At 62.0% G+C, this 16,388-nt stretch carries 19 protein-coding genes; 14 read left to right on the plus strand and 5 right to left on the minus strand.

Annotation, left to right across the window (positions count from 1 at the left end; translation table 11 throughout):
- Positions 1 to 598 precede the first annotated feature (598 nt).
- Positions 599 to 928: an EscU/YscU/HrcU family type III secretion system export apparatus switch protein gene (locus LQ215_RS10275; RefSeq protein ID WP_003199146.1), complete on the minus strand. Its 330-nt coding sequence runs from the start codon at positions 926 to 928 to the stop codon at positions 599 to 601.
- The gene (locus LQ215_RS10280; RefSeq protein ID WP_230149445.1) at positions 925 to 2,496 is read right to left on the minus strand and encodes a flagellar hook-length control protein FliK; all 1,572 of its coding nucleotides are present in this window, start codon (positions 2,494 to 2,496) and stop codon (positions 925 to 927) included. Before LQ215_RS10280 ends, LQ215_RS10275 begins: the two co-directional genes overlap by 4 nt.
- Before the next feature lie 198 nt (positions 2,497 to 2,694).
- Here LQ215_RS10280 and ccmA point away from each other — a divergent pair, with 198 nt between their 5' ends.
- The 11 genes from ccmA (at position 2,695) to LQ215_RS10335 (ending at position 12,630) form a co-directional block, all read left to right on the plus strand.
- On the plus strand, positions 2,695 to 3,330 hold the full coding sequence (gene ccmA / locus LQ215_RS10285) for a cytochrome c biogenesis heme-transporting ATPase CcmA (protein WP_230149447.1): 636 nt from the start codon (positions 2,695 to 2,697) through the stop codon (positions 3,328 to 3,330).
- Positions 3,327 to 3,995, plus strand: a complete 669-nt coding sequence (ccmB, locus tag LQ215_RS10290) for a heme exporter protein CcmB (protein ID WP_003199151.1) — start codon at positions 3,327 to 3,329, stop codon at positions 3,993 to 3,995. The genes ccmA and ccmB overlap by 4 nt, the downstream gene beginning before the upstream one ends.
- A gap of 94 nt (positions 3,996 to 4,089) precedes the next feature.
- Positions 4,090 to 4,845, plus strand: coding sequence for a heme ABC transporter permease (locus tag LQ215_RS10295; RefSeq protein WP_003199153.1), 756 nt, complete (start codon positions 4,090 to 4,092; stop codon positions 4,843 to 4,845).
- The gene (gene ccmD, locus LQ215_RS10300; protein WP_003199159.1) at positions 4,842 to 5,018 is read left to right on the plus strand and encodes a heme exporter protein CcmD; all 177 of its coding nucleotides are present in this window, start codon (positions 4,842 to 4,844) and stop codon (positions 5,016 to 5,018) included. Before LQ215_RS10295 ends, ccmD begins: the two co-directional genes overlap by 4 nt.
- Positions 5,015 to 5,470: a cytochrome c maturation protein CcmE gene (gene ccmE, locus LQ215_RS10305; RefSeq protein WP_057448504.1), complete on the plus strand. Its 456-nt coding sequence runs from the start codon at positions 5,015 to 5,017 to the stop codon at positions 5,468 to 5,470. The genes ccmD and ccmE overlap by 4 nt, the downstream gene beginning before the upstream one ends.
- A 3-nt stretch (positions 5,471 to 5,473) precedes the next feature.
- Positions 5,474 to 7,462 (plus strand): heme lyase CcmF/NrfE family subunit, encoded by a 1,989-nt coding sequence (locus LQ215_RS10310; protein WP_230149449.1) that lies wholly within the window; start codon positions 5,474 to 5,476, stop codon positions 7,460 to 7,462.
- Positions 7,459 to 7,995, plus strand: a complete 537-nt coding sequence (locus LQ215_RS10315) for a DsbE family thiol:disulfide interchange protein (RefSeq protein WP_230149452.1) — start codon at positions 7,459 to 7,461, stop codon at positions 7,993 to 7,995. Before LQ215_RS10310 ends, LQ215_RS10315 begins: the two co-directional genes overlap by 4 nt.
- Positions 7,992 to 8,465 (plus strand): cytochrome c-type biogenesis protein, encoded by a 474-nt coding sequence (locus LQ215_RS10320; protein ID WP_057448501.1) that lies wholly within the window; start codon positions 7,992 to 7,994, stop codon positions 8,463 to 8,465. The genes LQ215_RS10315 and LQ215_RS10320 overlap by 4 nt, the downstream gene beginning before the upstream one ends.
- Entirely contained in the window at positions 8,458 to 9,660 is a 1,203-nt protein-coding gene (ccmI, locus tag LQ215_RS10325) for a c-type cytochrome biogenesis protein CcmI (RefSeq protein ID WP_230149454.1), read from the plus strand. The genes LQ215_RS10320 and ccmI overlap by 8 nt, the downstream gene beginning before the upstream one ends.
- A 14-nt stretch (positions 9,661 to 9,674) precedes the next feature.
- Positions 9,675 to 10,082, plus strand: coding sequence for a hypothetical protein (locus tag LQ215_RS10330; RefSeq protein ID WP_230149456.1), 408 nt, complete (start codon positions 9,675 to 9,677; stop codon positions 10,080 to 10,082).
- A gap of 454 nt (positions 10,083 to 10,536) precedes the next feature.
- Positions 10,537 to 12,630, plus strand: a complete 2,094-nt coding sequence (locus tag LQ215_RS10335; protein WP_230149457.1) for an LTA synthase family protein — start codon at positions 10,537 to 10,539, stop codon at positions 12,628 to 12,630.
- 62 nt (positions 12,631 to 12,692) lie between these two features.
- On the opposite strand, the gene LQ215_RS10340 is transcribed toward LQ215_RS10335, so the two are convergent.
- Positions 12,693 to 12,845 (minus strand): DUF3309 family protein, encoded by a 153-nt coding sequence (locus tag LQ215_RS10340; RefSeq protein ID WP_003183939.1) that lies wholly within the window; start codon positions 12,843 to 12,845, stop codon positions 12,693 to 12,695.
- A 231-nt stretch (positions 12,846 to 13,076) separates the two neighbouring features.
- On the opposite strand from LQ215_RS10340, the gene LQ215_RS10345 reads away from it, so the two are divergent.
- The 3 genes from LQ215_RS10345 (at position 13,077) to csrA (ending at position 14,633) form a co-directional block, all read left to right on the plus strand.
- A complete protein-coding gene (locus tag LQ215_RS10345; protein ID WP_230149459.1) occupies positions 13,077 to 13,892 on the plus strand; it encodes an SDR family oxidoreductase in 816 nt (271 codons plus the stop codon).
- Between the two features lie 57 nt (positions 13,893 to 13,949).
- Positions 13,950 to 14,282: a YnfA family protein gene (locus LQ215_RS10350; protein ID WP_063325143.1), complete on the plus strand. Its 333-nt coding sequence runs from the start codon at positions 13,950 to 13,952 to the stop codon at positions 14,280 to 14,282.
- 150 nt (positions 14,283 to 14,432) lie between these two features.
- On the plus strand, positions 14,433 to 14,633 hold the full coding sequence (gene csrA / locus LQ215_RS10355) for a carbon storage regulator CsrA (RefSeq protein ID WP_230149461.1): 201 nt from the start codon (positions 14,433 to 14,435) through the stop codon (positions 14,631 to 14,633).
- Here the strand turns inward: csrA and LQ215_RS10360 are convergent.
- The gene (locus tag LQ215_RS10360; RefSeq protein ID WP_003199186.1) at positions 14,622 to 14,849 is read right to left on the minus strand and encodes a YheU family protein; all 228 of its coding nucleotides are present in this window, start codon (positions 14,847 to 14,849) and stop codon (positions 14,622 to 14,624) included. The genes csrA and LQ215_RS10360 overlap by 12 nt on opposite strands.
- A 177-nt stretch (positions 14,850 to 15,026) precedes the next feature.
- Entirely contained in the window at positions 15,027 to 16,217 is a 1,191-nt protein-coding gene (locus tag LQ215_RS10365) for an osmoprotectant NAGGN system M42 family peptidase (RefSeq protein ID WP_436839567.1), read from the minus strand.
- Between the last annotated feature and the right edge of the window lie 171 nt (positions 16,218 to 16,388).

A 16,388-nucleotide genomic window follows, 5' to 3' on the forward strand; every position in this document is an offset into this window, starting at 1 on the left:
CCAGCCAGCGCATAACCCCTGTGGCGAGGGAGCTTGCTCCCGCTGGCCTGCGAAGCAGGCCCCAGCATTCCTTCAGGCTGATCGTATCGTCCGGTTTTGCGACTGCTGCGCAGCCGAGCGGGAGCAAGCTCCCTCGCCACGATTGCCCGCGCGCTGCCGCAGAACTCATGTGGGAGCGAGCTTGCTCGCGATAGCGGTGTGACAGTCAATAGCGATGTTGAATGTGGTCCGTCATCGCGAGCAAGCTCGCTCCCACAGGTTTTTCTGGCGCTTGCTTCTAATCATTCCTGCCAGCGCATAACCCCTGTTGCGAGGGAGCTTGCTCCCGCTGGCCTGCGAAGCAGGCCCCAGCATTCCTTCAGGCTGATCGTATCGTCCGGTTTTGCGACTGCTGCGCAGCCGAGCGGGAGCAAACTCCCTCGCCACGATTGCCCGCGCTCTGCCGCAGAACTCATGTGGGAGCGAGCCTGCTCGCGATAGCGGTGTGACAGTCAATAGAGATATTGAATGTGAGTCCGTCATCGCGAGCAGGCTAGCTCCCACAGGTTTTTCTGGTGCTCACAGGCTGGTTATTCCAACCCAGACACCGCCGCTTTGATCAATAGTCGTCACCGCGGTCGGTCACATCCTTTTCGACACTCGGTGCATTCGGGTCATAACCCTGGGGAAACTTGCCCTTGAGGTTCCAGGCAAAGGCAATGATTTCGGCAATCGTGCGGTACAGCTCTTCCGGGATGCTGTCCCCCAACTCCATCCGCGCCAACAGCTTCACCAGCTCGGCATTTTCATAGATTGGTACTTCGCTTTCGCGGGCGATGCGCAGGATTTCCTCGGCCAGGGCTTCGTCGCCCTTGGCGGTGAGGGTCGGGGCATGGTGGCCGTCATACTTGAGGGCGATGGCCTGGCGGGGTTCGGTGTGGGTTGTCATGCGGTTTCGTCCACCCAGCGTTGTTCCAGGCGAGTCTTGGGGCCTTGGGGCGGGGTGCCAAGATGGCAGTCCAGGTCGCCGACGTTCAGGCCACAGGTCAGCAGGCGTTCACGCAAGGCTGTCAGGTTGCTTTCAATCAGGCTCGCGGTGTACGGCCGCTCGGCCCACAACTGGCTGGACAGGCTGCCGCTGAGCAACTGCGCCTGAACCTGCAGTGGGCCGAGCGGTTCCATGTCGAACGCCAATTCCACCCGCCACAGCTGCTGTTTTGGCTCGCGTTCTTCCCGGCGCTCGTCTGGCTGCTCCCGGGGCGGGGTTTCCTCACGCTGGAACTTGACCTGCAACGGCACGATGTCCTGCAGGTTGCGCATCGGGATTTCCAATTGCCAGGTGCTCATCAGCCGACCGTCGTCGGTCAGGCCGGTCTGCTCCAGGCTCGACAACTGATGGCTTTGCAGGCGTGACACGGCGGCAGCGGCCAGGCGCAGCAGGTGCTCCAAGTCGCCTTCTTCGTCCTGGCCTTTCATCAGGCGCGAGGGCAGTGGAAAGCTGGTGGGTTGCGGCTTGGCGCTGACCTGGCCGAGGGTTCCCAGGGCGTTGCGGACAAAACTGGGCAGCACCTGGGCCAGGGTGTTAGCGGCAATGATGGCCGAGAGGTTGGTGGAGGCGGGCAGGGCCGGGGTCAGTTGGGCGATCAGCTTGAGCAGGTCGCCCTTGAGGTCCGGTGCCGGCCCCGGTGGCTGCCCGGCGAGCAACTTGCTTTCCAGGAACACACCGCTGGCGACCATGGCCTGGGCCAGCCCCTTGGGCGTGCTCAGCTGCTGGACATCCGGCAGGCTGGCCAACAGGCGTGTCACCGCGGCGCGCAGCTCGGCACCGGTGTCGTCGGTGGCCGGCAGGTTCTGCAGGACGGTGATCAGGCTGTCCAGCGAGCCCTGCTGGCTCATTTGCGTGACCAACTGCTGACTCACCGCCAATTGCTCCTGGCGGTTGCTCAGCGGAACGAATTTCAGCGTCTGGGTATCTTGCACCTGGGCACTCAACAGCGTGCCGATGCGCAGCGGCTGCGGGCTGTCGATGTCCAGGGTGCTGCCCGCCTGGGCGGTATTGAGCAAGGTTACCAACGACCGATACACCGCCGGTTGCCCCGGCAGCTGCGGCAACGCCTGGCTGGTCAGCACTTTGCCTTGCAGCAGGGTGCCGACTGGCAATTGCGCGGTGTCGATTCGGGTGAGGGTGGCGACGCTGGAGGCCACGGCCTGTTGCACGGCAATCGCCAGGTTGCTGGCGGACGGCTGGGTCACGGCCAGGCTGGTGCCTTGGGGCAATGGCTGGGTGCTGGTGGCCTGCACGGTGGTCTGGCGGCCGCTCTCCAGGGTGACCTTGAGCAACAGCTGGAAAGTCTGGTCGGCCTGCTTGAGCGACAGCACTTCGGCCTGGGCGGTCTGGCCCGAGCTGATCAGGCCTTCGGTCGGCACCAGCAGTTTGAGCAGCTCGCCACTGACCGCTGGCATACGCGTGGTTGCCGTGGCCTGGGGCAGCGGCAGGATGTTCATGTCGCCTGTCATTTGCGGTCTTACCTTGGGGAAATAAGCTCTCTTGAGAGTAGGTTAGGGCATGTATAATGCCGCCCGTCTTTCAGGGAGTGGCGAAAACCTTGCAATTGTTTGACGCAGCTCTGTGGAACAGGCCGTCAATGCATCTATGCTGCATCTCTTTAACGGCCGCTGCCCCGCCGACTTGAACCGTATAAGGCCCGCGATCCCTTGACCAGTCCTCTCCTGCAAACCGTCGGCCTCGCCTGTGAGCGAGACTTGCGACTGCTGTTCGAAAATCTCGAATTGAGACTCTCGCGTGGCGATATGGTGCAAATCAGTGGTCCCAACGGCAGCGGCAAGACCAGCCTGCTGCGCCTGCTGGCCGGGTTGATGCAACCCACCGCCGGCCAAGTGTTGCTCAATGGCCAGCCCTTGCACAGCCAGCGCGGCGAACTGGCCCGCAATCTGCTGTGGATTGGCCATGCCGCCGGCATCAAGGATTTGCTGACCCCCGAAGAGAACCTCAGTTGGCTCTGCGCATTGCATACCCCGGCCGGCCGCGAAGCGATCTGGCAGGCGTTGGCGGCGGTAGGTCTGCGCGGCTTCGAAGACGTGCCGAGCCATACTTTGTCCGCCGGCCAGCAACGCCGCGTGGCCCTGGCCCGGCTGTACCTGGACAGCCCACCGCTGTGGATTCTCGACGAGCCATTCACCGCCCTGGACAAGCAGGGCGTCGCGCAGCTCGAGGAACACCTGGCCCGGCACTGTGAAAACGGTGGCATGGTGCTCTTGACCACCCACCACACGCTGGCGCGGATGCCGGCCGGTTATCGCAACATTGATCTGGGGAACTGGGCCGTATGAGTGTGTTTGGCCTGTTGCTTGCCCGCGAGGCGCGCCTGCTGTTCCGTCGTCCGGCCGAACTGGCCAATCCGCTGGTGTTCTTCGCCATTGTCATTGCATTGTTCCCGCTGGCGGTCGGGCCGGAGACTCAATTGTTGCAAACCTTGTCTCCGGGACTGGTCTGGGTCGCTGCGCTTTTATCGGTCCTGCTCTCGCTGGACGGGCTTTTCCGCAGTGATTTCGAAGACGGCTCACTGGAGCAGTGGGTCCTTTCGTCGCACCCCCTGGCCCTTCTGGTTTTGGCCAAGGTACTGGCACACTGGGTTTTTTCCGGCCTGGCCCTGGTATTGCTCTCGCCACTGCTGGCGATGATGCTGGGGCTGCCCGGCGCGTGCATGCCGGTGCTGTTGGTGTCGCTGCTGCTGGGCACGCCGGTGCTGAGCCTGCTCGGTGCGGTGGGCGCGGCGTTGACGGTGGGGTTGAAGCGCGGCGGCCTGTTGCTGGCACTGCTGATCCTGCCGTTGTATATCCCAGTCCTGATCCTGGGCAGTGGAGCCTTGCAAGCGGCGTTGCAAGGCATGCCCGCGACCGGTTATCTGCTGTGGCTTGGGAGCCTGACCGCCCTGGCGATAACCCTGACACCTTTTGCAATAGCCGCTGGCCTGAAGATCAGCGTCGGCGAATAATAACGAGGCCTGGTCAAAAATTGACCACTTCTTTGGAAGTAAAGGCTGCCCCGGCGGTTCGTGACGGCGAGCCGCAACCGTGATGGAAACAGCAATGAACTGGACCTGGTTTCACAAGCTCGGCTCACCCAAGTGGTTCTACGGCATCAGTGGCAAACTGCTCCCATGGTTGAGCATCGCTGCACTGTTGTTGATTGGTTCTGGCGTGGTCTGGGGCCTGGCCTTCGCACCGCCGGACTACCAGCAGGGCAACAGCTTCCGCATCATCTACATCCACGTGCCCACGGCGATGCTGGCTCAGTCCGTCTACGTGATGCTGGCGGTGTGCGGTGTGGTCGGGCTGGTATGGAAGATGAAGCTGGCCGACGTGGCCCTGCAATGCGCCGCGCCCATCGGTGCCTGGATGACCGCGGTGGCGCTGGTCACCGGGGCCATCTGGGGCAAGCCGACCTGGGGTTCGTGGTGGGTCTGGGATGCGCGACTGACGTCGATGCTGATCCTGCTGTTCCTGTACTTCGGTCTTATTGCGCTGGGCAACGCCATCAGCAATCGTGACAGTGCCGCCAAGGCCTGCGCGGTACTGGCGATTGTCGGTGTGATCAACATCCCGATCATCAAGTACTCGGTGGAGTGGTGGAACACCCTGCACCAGGGCGCAACCTTCACCCTCACTGAAAAACCGGCGATGCCTGTCGAAATGTGGCTGCCGCTGTTGCTGACTGTGCTGGGTTTCTACTGCTTCTTCGGTGCGGTGCTGTTGCTGCGCATGCGCCTGGAAGTGCTCAAGCGCGAGTCCCGGGCCAGTTGGGTGAAGGCCGAAGTACAGAACAGCCTGGAGGCCGCTCGATGAGTTTCGCTTCATTCGGCGATTTCCTCGCCATGGGCCATCATGGCCTGTATGTCTGGTCAGCCTATGGCATCTGCCTGGTGGTGCTGGCCCTCAACGTGGCGGTGCCGATCCTGGCCCGCAAGCGGTATCTGCAACAAGAGGCGCGTCGTCTGCGCCGGGAGAACGGTCAGTGAATCCGCTGCGCAAAAAACGTCTTGTCATCATTCTTGCGATCCTGGTGGGTGTCGGTGCCGCAGTCGCCCTGGCCTTGAGCGCCCTGCAGCAGAACATCAACCTGTTCTACACCCCGACCCAGATCGCCAACGGCGAAGCGCCCAAGGACACCCGCATCCGCGCTGGCGGCATGGTGGAAAAAGGCTCGCTGGTACGCTCCGGGGATTCCCTGGACGTGAAGTTCAACGTCACCGACTTCAGCAAGACCGTGACCATCACCTATCGCGGCATCCTTCCGGACCTGTTCCGCGAAGGGCAGGGCATCGTTGCCCTGGGCAAGCTCAACGCCGACGGCGTGGTGGTGGCCGACGAAGTGCTGGCCAAGCACGACGAAAAATACATGCCGCCGGAAGTGACCAAGGCCCTGAAAGACAGCGGCCAGTCGGCGCCCGCTCCCGTGAAGGAGGGCTGATCGATGACTGCTGGCATCTTTATACCCGAGTTGGGCCACCTGGCGATGATCCTGGCCCTGTGTTTCTCCCTGGTACAGGCGGTGGTGCCCTTGCTCGGTGCCTGGCGCGGCGACCGCTTGTGGATGAGCCTGGCCCAACCGGCGGCGTGGGGGCAGTTCGCCTTCATGCTGTTCGCCTTCGGTTGCCTGACCTATGCGTTCATGGCCGACGATTTTTCCGTGGAATACGTCGCCAGCAACTCCAACAGCGCCTTGCCCTGGTACTACAAGTTCAGCGCCGTGTGGGGCGCCCATGAGGGTTCGCTGCTGCTTTGGGCGTTGATCCTGGCCGGCTGGACCTTCGCCGTCTCGGTGTTCTCCCGGCAGTTGCCCCAGGTGATGCTGGCCCGGGTGCTGGCGGTGATGGGCATGATCAGCACCGGTTTCCTGCTGTTTTTGATCGTCACCTCCAACCCGTTCGAGCGCATCCTGCCGCAGATGCCGACGGATGGCCGCGACCTCAACCCCTTGCTGCAAGACATCGGCCTGATCGTCCACCCGCCGATGCTCTACATGGGCTACGTCGGCTTTTCCGTGGCCTTCGCCTTCGCCATCGCCGCGTTGCTCGGTGGGCGCCTCGATGCGGCGTGGGCACGCTGGTCGCGTCCATGGACCATCGTTGCCTGGGCCTTCCTCGGCATCGGCATCACCCTCGGCTCATGGTGGGCCTACTACGAGCTCGGCTGGGGCGGCTGGTGGTTCTGGGACCCGGTGGAAAACGCCTCGTTCATGCCCTGGTTGGTGGGCACGGCGCTGATCCATTCCCTGGCGGTCACGGAAAAACGCGGTGTGTTCAAGAGCTGGACCGTGCTGCTGGCCATCGCGGCGTTCTCGCTGAGCTTGCTGGGGACGTTCCTGGTGCGCTCCGGCGTGCTGACCTCGGTGCATGCCTTCGCCTCGGACCCTGAGCGTGGCGTGTTCATCCTGATGTTCCTGCTGTTCGTGGTTGGCGGTTCGCTGACGCTGTTCGCCCTGCGTGCGCCGGTGGTCAAGAGCCAGGTCGGCTTCAACCTCTGGTCACGGGAAACCCTGTTGCTGGGCAATAACCTGGTGCTGGTGGTGGCCGCGTCGATGATCCTGCTGGGGACCTTGTACCCGCTGGTGCTCGATGCGTTGTCCGGCGCCAAGCTGTCGGTGGGGCCACCGTACTTCAATGCGTTGTTCATACCCCTGATGGCGATCCTGATGGTGGTGATGGCCATCGGCATGCTGGTGCGCTGGAAAGACACCCCGGTCAAGTGGCTGCTGGGCATGTTGACCCCGGTGCTGCTGGGCACCGCCGCCCTGGCCGTGGTGGCCGGCGTGGCGTATGGCGACTTCAACTGGGCGGTGCTGGCGACGTTCGTGCTGGCGGCCTGGGTGTTGCTGGCGGGTGTGCGGGACATCTTCGACAAGACGCGGCACAAAGGCTTGATCAAGGGCCTGCCAACCCTGACCCGCAGTTACTGGGGCATGCAGGTCGCACACCTGGGTATCGCCGTCTGCGCCTTGGGCGTGGTGCTGTCGAGCCAGAACAGCGCCGAGCGCGACCTGCGCCTGGCGCCGGGTGAGTCCATGGACCTGGCCGGCTATCAGTTCGTTTTCGAGGGCGCCAAACATTTCGAGGGCCCGAACTTCACGTCCGACAAAGGCACTGTGCGAGTCCTTCGCAACGGCCAGGAAATCACCGTGCTGCATCCGGAAAAACGGCTCTACACCGTGCAGAACTCGGTGATGACCGAAGCCGGCATCGATGCCGGTTTCACCCGCGATCTCTACGTGGCGCTGGGCGAGTCCCTGGGCGACGGCGCGTGGGCGGTGCGGGTCCACGTCAAGCCGTTCGTGCGCTGGATCTGGTTCGGTGGCTTGCTCACCGGCCTGGGTGGGGTTCTGGCGGCGCTGGATCGGCGTTATCGAGTCAAAGTGAAAACCCGGGTGCGTGAAGCCCTGGGCGTGACGGGAGCCCCTGCATGAAACGTTGGTTGATGTTGCTGCCGTTGGCGCTGTTCCTGTTGATGGCGGTGTTTTTGTACCGCGGGCTGTACCTGAATCCGACCGAGTTGCCCTCGGCGATGATCGGCAAGCCGTTCCCGGAGTTTTCCCTGCCCTCGGTGCAGGGCGATAAGACCTTGACCCGCGCCGACCTGCTGGGCAAACCGGCGCTGGTCAACGTGTGGGGCACCTGGTGCATTTCCTGCCGGGTCGAGCACCCGGTACTGAACAAACTGGCCCAGAACGGCGTGGTGATCTACGGCGTCAACTACAAGGACGTCAATGTCGACGCCTTGAAGTGGCTGGCCGAGTTCCACAATCCGTATCAACTGGACATTCGCGATGAAGACGGCTCCCTGGGCCTGAACCTGGGTGTCTACGGCGCGCCGGAAACGTTCTTCATCGACGCCAAGGGCGTTATCCGCGACAAGTTCGTCGGCGTGATCGACGAACAGGTCTGGCGCGAGAAACTGGCCGCCAAGTATCAGGCACTGGTGGACGAGGCCAAGCCATGAAGCGCTGGTTAGCCGCCGCCATCCTCGGCCTGAGCCTTGTCGGCGTGGCCCACGCCGCCATTGATACCTACGAATTCGCCAACGACGGCGAGCGCGAGCGGTTTCGTGAACTGACCAAGGAACTGCGCTGCCCCAAGTGCCAGAACCAGGACATCGCCGACTCCAACGCGCCGATTGCCGCCGACCTGCGCAAGGAAATCTTCCGCATGCTCGGCGAGGGCAAGGACAACCAGCAGATCATCGATTTCATGGTCGATCGCTACGGTGAGTTCGTGCGCTACAACCCCGCCCTGTCCTCCAAGACGGCGCTGCTCTGGTTCGGCCCCGCCGGGCTGTTGTTCGGTGGTTTCGTCGTCATTGCAGTGATCGTGCGCCGCCGCCGGGTCCAGCGCACGGCCGCCCCGGACACGCTTTCTGTCGAAGAGCGCCAGCGCCTCGACCAACTGTTGGATAAAACCAAGCATGATTGATTTCTGGCTCGCCGCAGGTCTGCTTCTTCTGGTTGCCCTGAGTTTTCTGTTGATCCCAGTACTGCGTGGTCGTCGCGCTCAACGCGAGGAGGACCGTACCGCGCTCAACGTGGCGCTGTACCAGGAGCGCGTTGCCGAACTGCAAGCCGAGCGGGAGGAGGGCGTGCTCAACGCCGCGCAACTGGACACTGGTCGCGCCGAAGCCGCCCGTGAACTGCTCGCCGACACCGAGGGCGCCGATGCGCCGCGCGAATCCCGATTGGGCAAGCCGTTGCCGTTGCTCGCCGCCGTGCTGGTGCCGGTGTTGGGCCTGGCGCTGTACCTGCATTTCGGTGCCAGCGACAAGGTCGAGCTGACCCGTGAATTCGCCCAGGCGCCGCAGTCGATGGAAGAGATGACCCAGCGCCTGGAACGTGCGGTGGCGGCGCAACCGGATAACGCCGAGGGCCTGTATTTCCTCGGGCGTACCTACATGGCGCAGGATCGGCCCGCGGACGCGGCAAAGATCTTCGAGCGCACCGTGGCGGTGGCCGGTCGACAACCCGAACTGCTGGGCCAATGGGCCCAGGCGCAGTATTTTGCCGATGGCAAGAAATGGTCGGACAAGCTCCAGGCCCTGACCGACGAAGCGCTGAAGCTCGATCCGAAGGAAGTCACCAGCCTCGGCCTGCTGGGCATCGCCGCTTTTGAGGGCGAGCGCTATCAGGACGCGATCGATTACTGGGGACGCCTGCTGGTGGAACTGCCGCAGGGCGACAAGTCCCGTGAAGCGCTGCAGGGCGGCATTACCCGTGCCACCGAGAAGCTGCAAGCCAGTGGCGGCAAGGTCGCCCAGGCTCCGGTGGCCAAGGCTGCGGCTCTGCTCAAGGTGCGCGTCGACCTGGCGCCGGCGCTCAAGGCCAAGGTGCAGCCGGGCGACAGCGTGTTCATCTTTGCCCGCGCCGTTTCCGGCCCGCCTGCACCACTGGCCGCCAAGCGCCTGACGGTCGCCGATCTGCCGGTCACGGTAGAGCTGGGTGACGCGGACGCCATGATGCCGCAGTTGAAACTGTCGAACTTCCCTGAAGTCCAACTGGTGGCGCGCATCTCCCGGGCCGGCCAGCCGACCGCAGGTGAGTGGGTCGGCCGCAGCCAGCCCCTGGCGAGCAGCACCACGGCGCAGCAACAACTGACCATCGACAGCCCGGACAAATAACAGGAATTCGCACCATGACCGCCATCGCTCGTATCACCCTGCTCACGCTCGTCATGGGCCTGAGCGCTTGTGCGGTCCAGCGTCCGTCGGAGCCGTCGGCGCCGCTGCCACCGATCCCACCGTCGACGCCGACCAGCAAACCGGCCCCGTCCACACCGTCGGGCAAGCCTGTCACACCGAACAAGCCGGCCAAGCCGCTGCCACGTACTTCTGCCAGCTTCGCCCCGCCGCCGGGTGGCAACAGCCATTGGGATGCCAAGCTTGGGGTCTATGTGCTGGATAACCAGACGAACACGTTCTATCGCCAGCGGACCTATTACCGCTGGAACAACGGTTGGAGCCGATCCGTCAGCCCGAATGGTCCATGGGAAGACACCACCATCGAAGGCGTGCCGGCTGGCCTTGGACGCCAGTTTCATTGACAGTGATCGTTTTCATACTGGACTGGAAGTGCTAGGCAACCCTGTGGCGAGGGGATTTATCCCCGCTGGGCTGTGTGTAGGAGCTGCCGAAGGCTGCGATCTTTTGATCTTTCGCTTGGGACTCAAGTGTCTGTGGAAAGATCGCAGCCTCGTTGCACTCGACAGCTCCTACAGAGCCGAGCGGGAGCAAGCTCCCTCGCTACAACAGCGTTCGGCTCAACTTCAGCAGCAGGCTGGGCTTTTTGTGTTTCTGAATATTCTTTGAACGAAATTTTCACCAAATCTTGCGGACAATCCCCCGCGCTCATATCGCCGCCGGTTATTTAATGGCAATGCCATAGCCGTTCGTGCAACATTTGCGCACTCGCGCAAGCCCCGAGGCCAGCTTTGGCCAATAGAGGGCGCGCCGTTGTTTCTTTTTGTCACTCCAACTCCGATAGGGTCCTTAAACGACATGGCAATCCCGGACGCCCTGAGTCAGCAGCGTACTACGCATCGCCTGCTGCAACCGACCGTCAAATCACACCTGGCCTACACGTTGCTCTGCGCCCTGGTGATGATGGTCATGTTCAGCCTGCTGCGCGTGGCGCTGCTGGTCTATAACCGCGAGATGATCCTCGACACCCCGGCCTCGACCTTCGTCGAAGCGTTCGTCAACGGCCTGCGTTTCGACTTGCGCCTGGTGGTCTACCTCTGCATCCCGTTGTTGCTGGCGTTGTTCAGTGCCAGGGCCATGGCCGCCCGTGGGTTCTTTCGTTTCTGGCTGACCGTCACTTCCAGCATCGCGCTGTTCCTGGGCTTGATGGAAATGGATTTCTACCGTGAATTCCACCAGCGCCTCAACGGCCTGGTCTTCCAGTATGTGAAGGAAGACCCCAAAACCGTGATGAGCATGCTCTGGTACGGTTTCCCGGTGGTGCGCTATCTGCTGGCCTGGGTCGGCGGCACCATCATCCTCAGCCTGGCATTCAAGGGCGCCGACCGCGCCACGCGCCCTCGTGGGCCGTTCAGTGGCGGCACCATCGGTACCCGGCAGATCGCCCCGTGGTATGGGCGTGTCGCGGTGTTCGTCGTTTGCCTGCTGGTGGCCGTGACTGCCGCGCGTGGCACCTTGCGCCAAGGGCCGCCCCTGCGCTGGGGTGACGTCTACACCACTGATTCGAACTTCGCCAACCAGTTGGGCCTCAATGGCACCTTGTCGCTGGTGGCCGCGGCCAAGAGCCGGATGTCCGAGGACCGCGACAACATCTGGAAAGCCACCCTTGAGCAACCGCTGGCACAGCAGACTGTGCGCGACATGCTGGTGATGCCTGACGATAAACTGGTGGACACCGCGACAGCCGCCGTGCGCCGCGACTACACGCCGCCAGCGGACAAGACCCTGCCGATCAAGAACGTGGTCGTGATTCTCATGGAAAGCATGGCTGGTCACTCGGTGGGCGCCCTGGGCGCGCCGGGCAACATCACGCCTTATCTGGACAAGCTGTCCAAGGAAGGCTTGCTGTTCGACCGTTTCTTCTCCAACGGCACCCACACCCACCAAGGCATGTTCGCCACCATGGCGTGCTTCCCGAACCTGCCGGGCTTCGAATACCTGATGCAGACGCCGGAGGGCAGCCACAAGCTGTCGGGCCTGCCGCAGCTGCTCAGCGCCCGTAACTACGACGACGTATACGTCTACAACGGCGATTTTGCCTGGGACAACCAGTCGGGTTTCTTCAGCAGCCAGGGCATGACTACATTCATCGGGCGTAACAACTTTGTGAACCCGGTGTTCTCCGATCCGACCTGGGGCGTGTCCGACCAGGACATGTTCGACCGTGGCCTGATCGAGCTCAAGGCGCGGGAAAACGGCAAGCCGTTCTATGCCTTGCTGCAAACCCTGTCCAACCACACCCCTTATGCGTTGCCAACGCCGTTGCCGGTCGAGCGGGTCACCGACCGTGGCAGCCTGAACGAACACCTGACTGCCATGCGCTACTCCGACTGGGCGCTGGGCCAGTTCTTCGAGAAGGCCCGCAAGGAGCCTTACTTCAAGGAAACCCTGTTCGTCGTGGTCGGCGACCATGGCTTTGGCAACGAACGCCAGATCACCGAGATGGACCTGGGCCGTTTCAACGTGCCGATGTTGTTGATCGGCCCGGGCGTCCAGGAAAAATTCGGCCAGCGTAACCACACCGTGGGCACCCAGGTCGACATCGTGCCAACCATCATGGGCCGGATTGGTGGGCAAGTGCGTAACCAGTGCTGGGGCCGTGACCTGTTGAACCTGCCGCAAGGCGATCCCGGTTTTGGTGTGATCAAGCCGTCGGGCAGTGATCAGACCACCGCGATCATCCGGGGTGACACCGTGCTGATGCTTCCGAAGGAAAAGGAAATGGCGCCGAAGATGTATCGCTATGAGCTGGGCGCCAATCCGCATGCGCAAATCATCCAGGATGCACCTGACGCTGCCGAGATGAAGCTCAAGCTCGAATCGTTCCTGCAAACCGCGACCAAGAGCCTGCTGGATAACACCGCCGGCGTCGTGGACGGCACGCCGGACTGATAAACGACGCACAAAAAAAAGAGGCCCGCGAAGGCCTCTTTTTTTTGTGCTTACTTAGTGGTTTATATCTTGCCCAGTAGTAGCAGGACCAACAGCACCACCAACACCACACCGATGATACCGGACGGGCCGTAACCCCAACTTCTGGAGTGCGGGAAGACTGGGAGACCACCGATCAGCAGGAGGATCAGGATAATGATAAGTATTGTGCCCATTGTAGATTTCCTTATTGGTCAGTTCTGGAGTGATGCAACTTCCAACTACCAGCGCGCATGCGTTAAATCCGGGCGGCTTAATAAGTCCGACCGTCGCACCTGGTAAAAAATTCAAAGTTTTTGTACGGCTATGGTTTGCCCTCGCCATTCAGCAATCTGATGGAGCGTGGGTCCGTTGAACGCCTTCGCTACACTCGGCCTATCTCTCCCGGAACAACAAGGCTGTCTGCTATGCAAAATCGCATGATGATCACTGGTGCCGGCTCCGGCCTGGGACGCGAAATCGCGCTGCGCTGGGCCCGCGAAGGATGGCGCCTGGCCTTATCGGATGTCAGCGAGCCGGGCCTCGTGGAAACCCTCAAGCAAGTGCGTACTGCCGGTGGCGACGGTTTCATCCAGCGCTGCGATGTGCGCGACTACAGCCAGTTGACTGCGTTCGCCCAGGCCTGCGAAGAGAAATTCGGCGGTATCGATATTATTGTCAACAATGCCGGCGTGGCCTCGGGTGGCTTCTTCAGTGAACTCTCCTTGGAGGATTGGGACTGGCAGATTGCGATCAACCTGATGGGCGTGGTCAAGGGTTGCAAGGCGTTCTTGCCGCTGCTGGAAAAGAGCCGCGGCAAGATCATCAACATCGCTTCCATGGCAGCCCTGATGCAGGGCCCAGCCATGAGCAACTACAACGTGGCCAAGGCCGGTGTCGTGGCGCTGTCGGAAAGCCTGCTGGTGGAGCTGGCGCAGCAGGAAATTGGCGTACACGTGGTGTGCCCGTCGTTCTTCCAGACCAATCTGCTGGATTCCTTCCGCGGCCCGACCCCGGCCATGAAAGCCCAGGTTGGCAAGTTGTTGGAAAGCTCACCGATCAGCGCCACGGATATTGCCGACTATATCTACCAGCAGGTCGCCCAAGGCCAATTCATGATCCTGCCCCACGAACAGGGACGCATGGCATGGGCCCTCAAGCAGAAGAACCCGCAGTTGCTGTACGACGAAATGACCGTCATGGCCGACAAGATGCGCGCCAAGGCCCGGCAAAACCTCAATTGACCTGGATGCCCGATGTCCTCAGGATGGCGCCATCCGGCCTTCCTGATGGACATCTGCATGCTCAATTACCTGTGGTTTTTTCTCGCCGCGCTGTTTGAGATCGCGGGCTGCTACGCCTTTTGGATGTGGTTGCGCCAAGGCAAGAGCGCCTGGTGGATTGCTCCGGCGTTGCTCAGCCTCACGTTGTTCGCCCTGTTGCTGACCCGCGTCGAAGCGACCTACGCCGGGCGCGCCTACGCCGCCTATGGTGGCCTCTATATCATTGCCTCGATCGGCTGGTTGGCGGTGGTTGAGCGAGTGCGGCCACTGGGGTCCGACTGGATTGGCGTGGCGCTCTGCGTGTTGGGCGCGAGCGTGATTCTATTCGGCCCGCGGTTCTCGGCGCCCTGACAAACCGGCGATCCGACAGGTTTTTGCAGGAAGTTTCCGTCAGTCACAAGAGCTTTGCTTGTAGGGCCTTACTGAATTCTTGCGGGTGTCTTGAGAACGCGAAACAGGCCGGGCATGGTCAGGGTCCAGACATTCTTAAGGACAAGAACCATGCTTGTATTAAGCCGCGCTGTAGGTGAGTTGATTTCCATCGGTGACGATATTTCCGTCCGTGTGCTGTCGGTCAGCGGCGGCACGGTACGTTTTGGCGTGGAAGCGCCACGGCACGTCGATGTTCATCGCTCTGAAATCTACGACAAGATTCAGAAGAAAAAGGCCCATGCCATTCGCAAGGCCTGTTCAATCGAATAGGTGTTTGGGCACGTCGTGCTTGAGCATCAGTTGGCACTGTTCACTTTCAGGGTCGAAGACGATCAACGCCTGGCCTTTGGTCAGGGCTTGCCTGACCCGCAGAACCCGTGTTTCCAGGGGCGTGTCGTCACCATTGTCGGTGCCGTCGCGGGTCACGAAATCCTCGATCAGGCGGGTGAGCGTGTCGACTTCGAGTTGGTCGTGGGGGATGAGCATGGGGTACCTCGGCTAGACAATAGGGGCGATGCTACGGCCAATGGGCTTTTGCGGCTAGCCTTGGGTTTTGTGGAGCCTGTCCTGGCCTCATCGCGAGCAAGCTCGCTCCCACAATGGAGCACCTTGTGGGAGCGAGCTTGCTCGCGATGGCAATAGCCCAGACAGTGAAATGTTGGGTCAGTTATCGGAGCGCTGCCCAATCAGGCTGTCCACCGACGGCACCCGGGTATCACTTTCCATCTGTGTATCGTGTTCGATCTGATGACTGAAGCGGTCCAGTGAGCCTTGGGCTGGTTGCGCGTCGCTGGCGAACACCGGCGGGCTGAGGATGTAGGCGCCGAGTAGGCGGCTGAGGGCGGCGAGGCTGTCGATGTGGGTGCGCTCGTAGCCATGGGTGGCGTCGCAGCCGAAGGCGAGCAGGGCGGTGCGGATATCGTGGCCGGCGGTGATGGCCGAATGAGCGTCGCTGAAGTAATAGCGGAACAGGTCGCGGCGTGCCGGCACCTCGTTCTCCTTGGCCAGTTTCAGCAAGTGCCGCGACAGGTGATAGTCGTAGGGGCCTCCGGAGTCCTGCATCGCCACGCTGACTGTATGTTCGCTGGAATGCTGGCCTGGCGCGACAGGCGCGATGTCGATGCCGACGAATTCGCTGACGTCCCAGGGCAGTGCCGCCGCCGCACCGCTGCCGGTTTCCTCGGTGATGGTGAACAGTGGGTGACAATCGATCAGCAGTTCTTCGCCGCTGTCGACAATCGCCTTGAGCGCCGCCAGCAGCGCCGCGACCCCGGCCTTGTCGTCCAGGTGCCGGGCGCTGATGTGGCCGCTTTCGGTGAATTCAGGCAGGGGATCGAAGGCGACGTAATCGCCGATGCCCACCCCCAGGGTTTCGCAATCGGCGCGGGTGGCGCAATAGGCATCCAGGCGTAGCTCGATGTGGTCCCAACTGATGGGCATTTCATCCACGGCGGTGTTGAATGCGTGCCCGGACGCCATCAACGGCAGCACGCTGCCGCGAATCACCCCGGTGTCGGTGAACAGGCTGACCCGGCTGCCTTCGGCAAACCGGCTGGACCAGCAACCCACCGGCGCCAGGGTCAGGCGGCCGTTGTCCTTGATGGCCCGCACCGAGGCACCGATGGTATCCAGGTGCGCCGACACGGCCCGGTCGGGGCTGCTCTTGCGGCCCTTGAGCGTGGCGCGGATGGTGCCACGGCGGGTCATTTCAAAAGCGATACCCAGCTCTTCGAGCCGCTCGGCGACGTAGCGCACGATGGTGTCGGTAAAACCGGTCGGGCTGGGGATGGCGAGCATCTCCAGCAGGACTTTCTGCAGGTATTCGAGATCCGGTTCGGGAATTTTACTGATCATGGAAACTCCTGATGGGTTGAGCGCATCGATGGTTTCGATGAGTGTGTCCGACTGTTGGATGGCGCTGCCTGAACTGGCCTCATCGCGAGCAAGCTCGCTCCCACAGAGATCCTACGATGAACACAGAATGTATAAACACTAGAAACCCATGTGGGAGCGAGCTTGCTCGCG

Origin of the sequence: Pseudomonas brassicacearum (assembly GCF_918698105.1) — a bacterium.
In the GTDB taxonomy this organism is placed as follows: domain Bacteria; phylum Pseudomonadota; class Gammaproteobacteria; order Pseudomonadales; family Pseudomonadaceae; genus Aquipseudomonas; species Aquipseudomonas brassicacearum_F.

Coding starts and splice junctions, on each gene's coding strand:
- LQ215_RS10315 (WP_230149452.1), top strand. CDS start 7,459: ATGAAACGTTGGTTGATGTTGCTGCCGTTGGCGCTGTTCCTGTTGATG.
- csrA (WP_230149461.1), top strand. CDS start 14,433: ATGCTTGTATTAAGCCGCGCTGTAGGTGAGTTGATTTCCATCGGTGAC.
- LQ215_RS10345 (WP_230149459.1), top strand. CDS start 13,077: ATGCAAAATCGCATGATGATCACTGGTGCCGGCTCCGGCCTGGGACGC.
- LQ215_RS10360 (WP_003199186.1), bottom strand. CDS start 14,849: ATGCTCATCCCCCACGACCAACTCGAAGTCGACACGCTCACCCGCCTG.
- LQ215_RS10275 (WP_003199146.1), bottom strand. CDS start 928: ATGACAACCCACACCGAACCCCGCCAGGCCATCGCCCTCAAGTATGAC.
- LQ215_RS10350 (WP_063325143.1), top strand. CDS start 13,950: ATGCTCAATTACCTGTGGTTTTTTCTCGCCGCGCTGTTTGAGATCGCG.
- LQ215_RS10320 (WP_057448501.1), top strand. CDS start 7,992: ATGAAGCGCTGGTTAGCCGCCGCCATCCTCGGCCTGAGCCTTGTCGGC.
- LQ215_RS10340 (WP_003183939.1), bottom strand. CDS start 12,845: ATGGGCACAATACTTATCATTATCCTGATCCTCCTGCTGATCGGTGGT.
- ccmD (WP_003199159.1), top strand. CDS start 4,842: ATGAGTTTCGCTTCATTCGGCGATTTCCTCGCCATGGGCCATCATGGC.
- LQ215_RS10335 (WP_230149457.1), top strand. CDS start 10,537: ATGGCAATCCCGGACGCCCTGAGTCAGCAGCGTACTACGCATCGCCTG.
- LQ215_RS10330 (WP_230149456.1), top strand. CDS start 9,675: ATGACCGCCATCGCTCGTATCACCCTGCTCACGCTCGTCATGGGCCTG.
- ccmB (WP_003199151.1), top strand. CDS start 3,327: ATGAGTGTGTTTGGCCTGTTGCTTGCCCGCGAGGCGCGCCTGCTGTTC.
- ccmI (WP_230149454.1), top strand. CDS start 8,458: ATGATTGATTTCTGGCTCGCCGCAGGTCTGCTTCTTCTGGTTGCCCTG.
- LQ215_RS10280 (WP_230149445.1), bottom strand. CDS start 2,496: ATGACAGGCGACATGAACATCCTGCCGCTGCCCCAGGCCACGGCAACC.
- LQ215_RS10365 (WP_436839567.1), bottom strand. CDS start 16,217: ATGATCAGTAAAATTCCCGAACCGGATCTCGAATACCTGCAGAAAGTC.
- LQ215_RS10310 (WP_230149449.1), top strand. CDS start 5,474: ATGACTGCTGGCATCTTTATACCCGAGTTGGGCCACCTGGCGATGATC.
- LQ215_RS10295 (WP_003199153.1), top strand. CDS start 4,090: ATGAACTGGACCTGGTTTCACAAGCTCGGCTCACCCAAGTGGTTCTAC.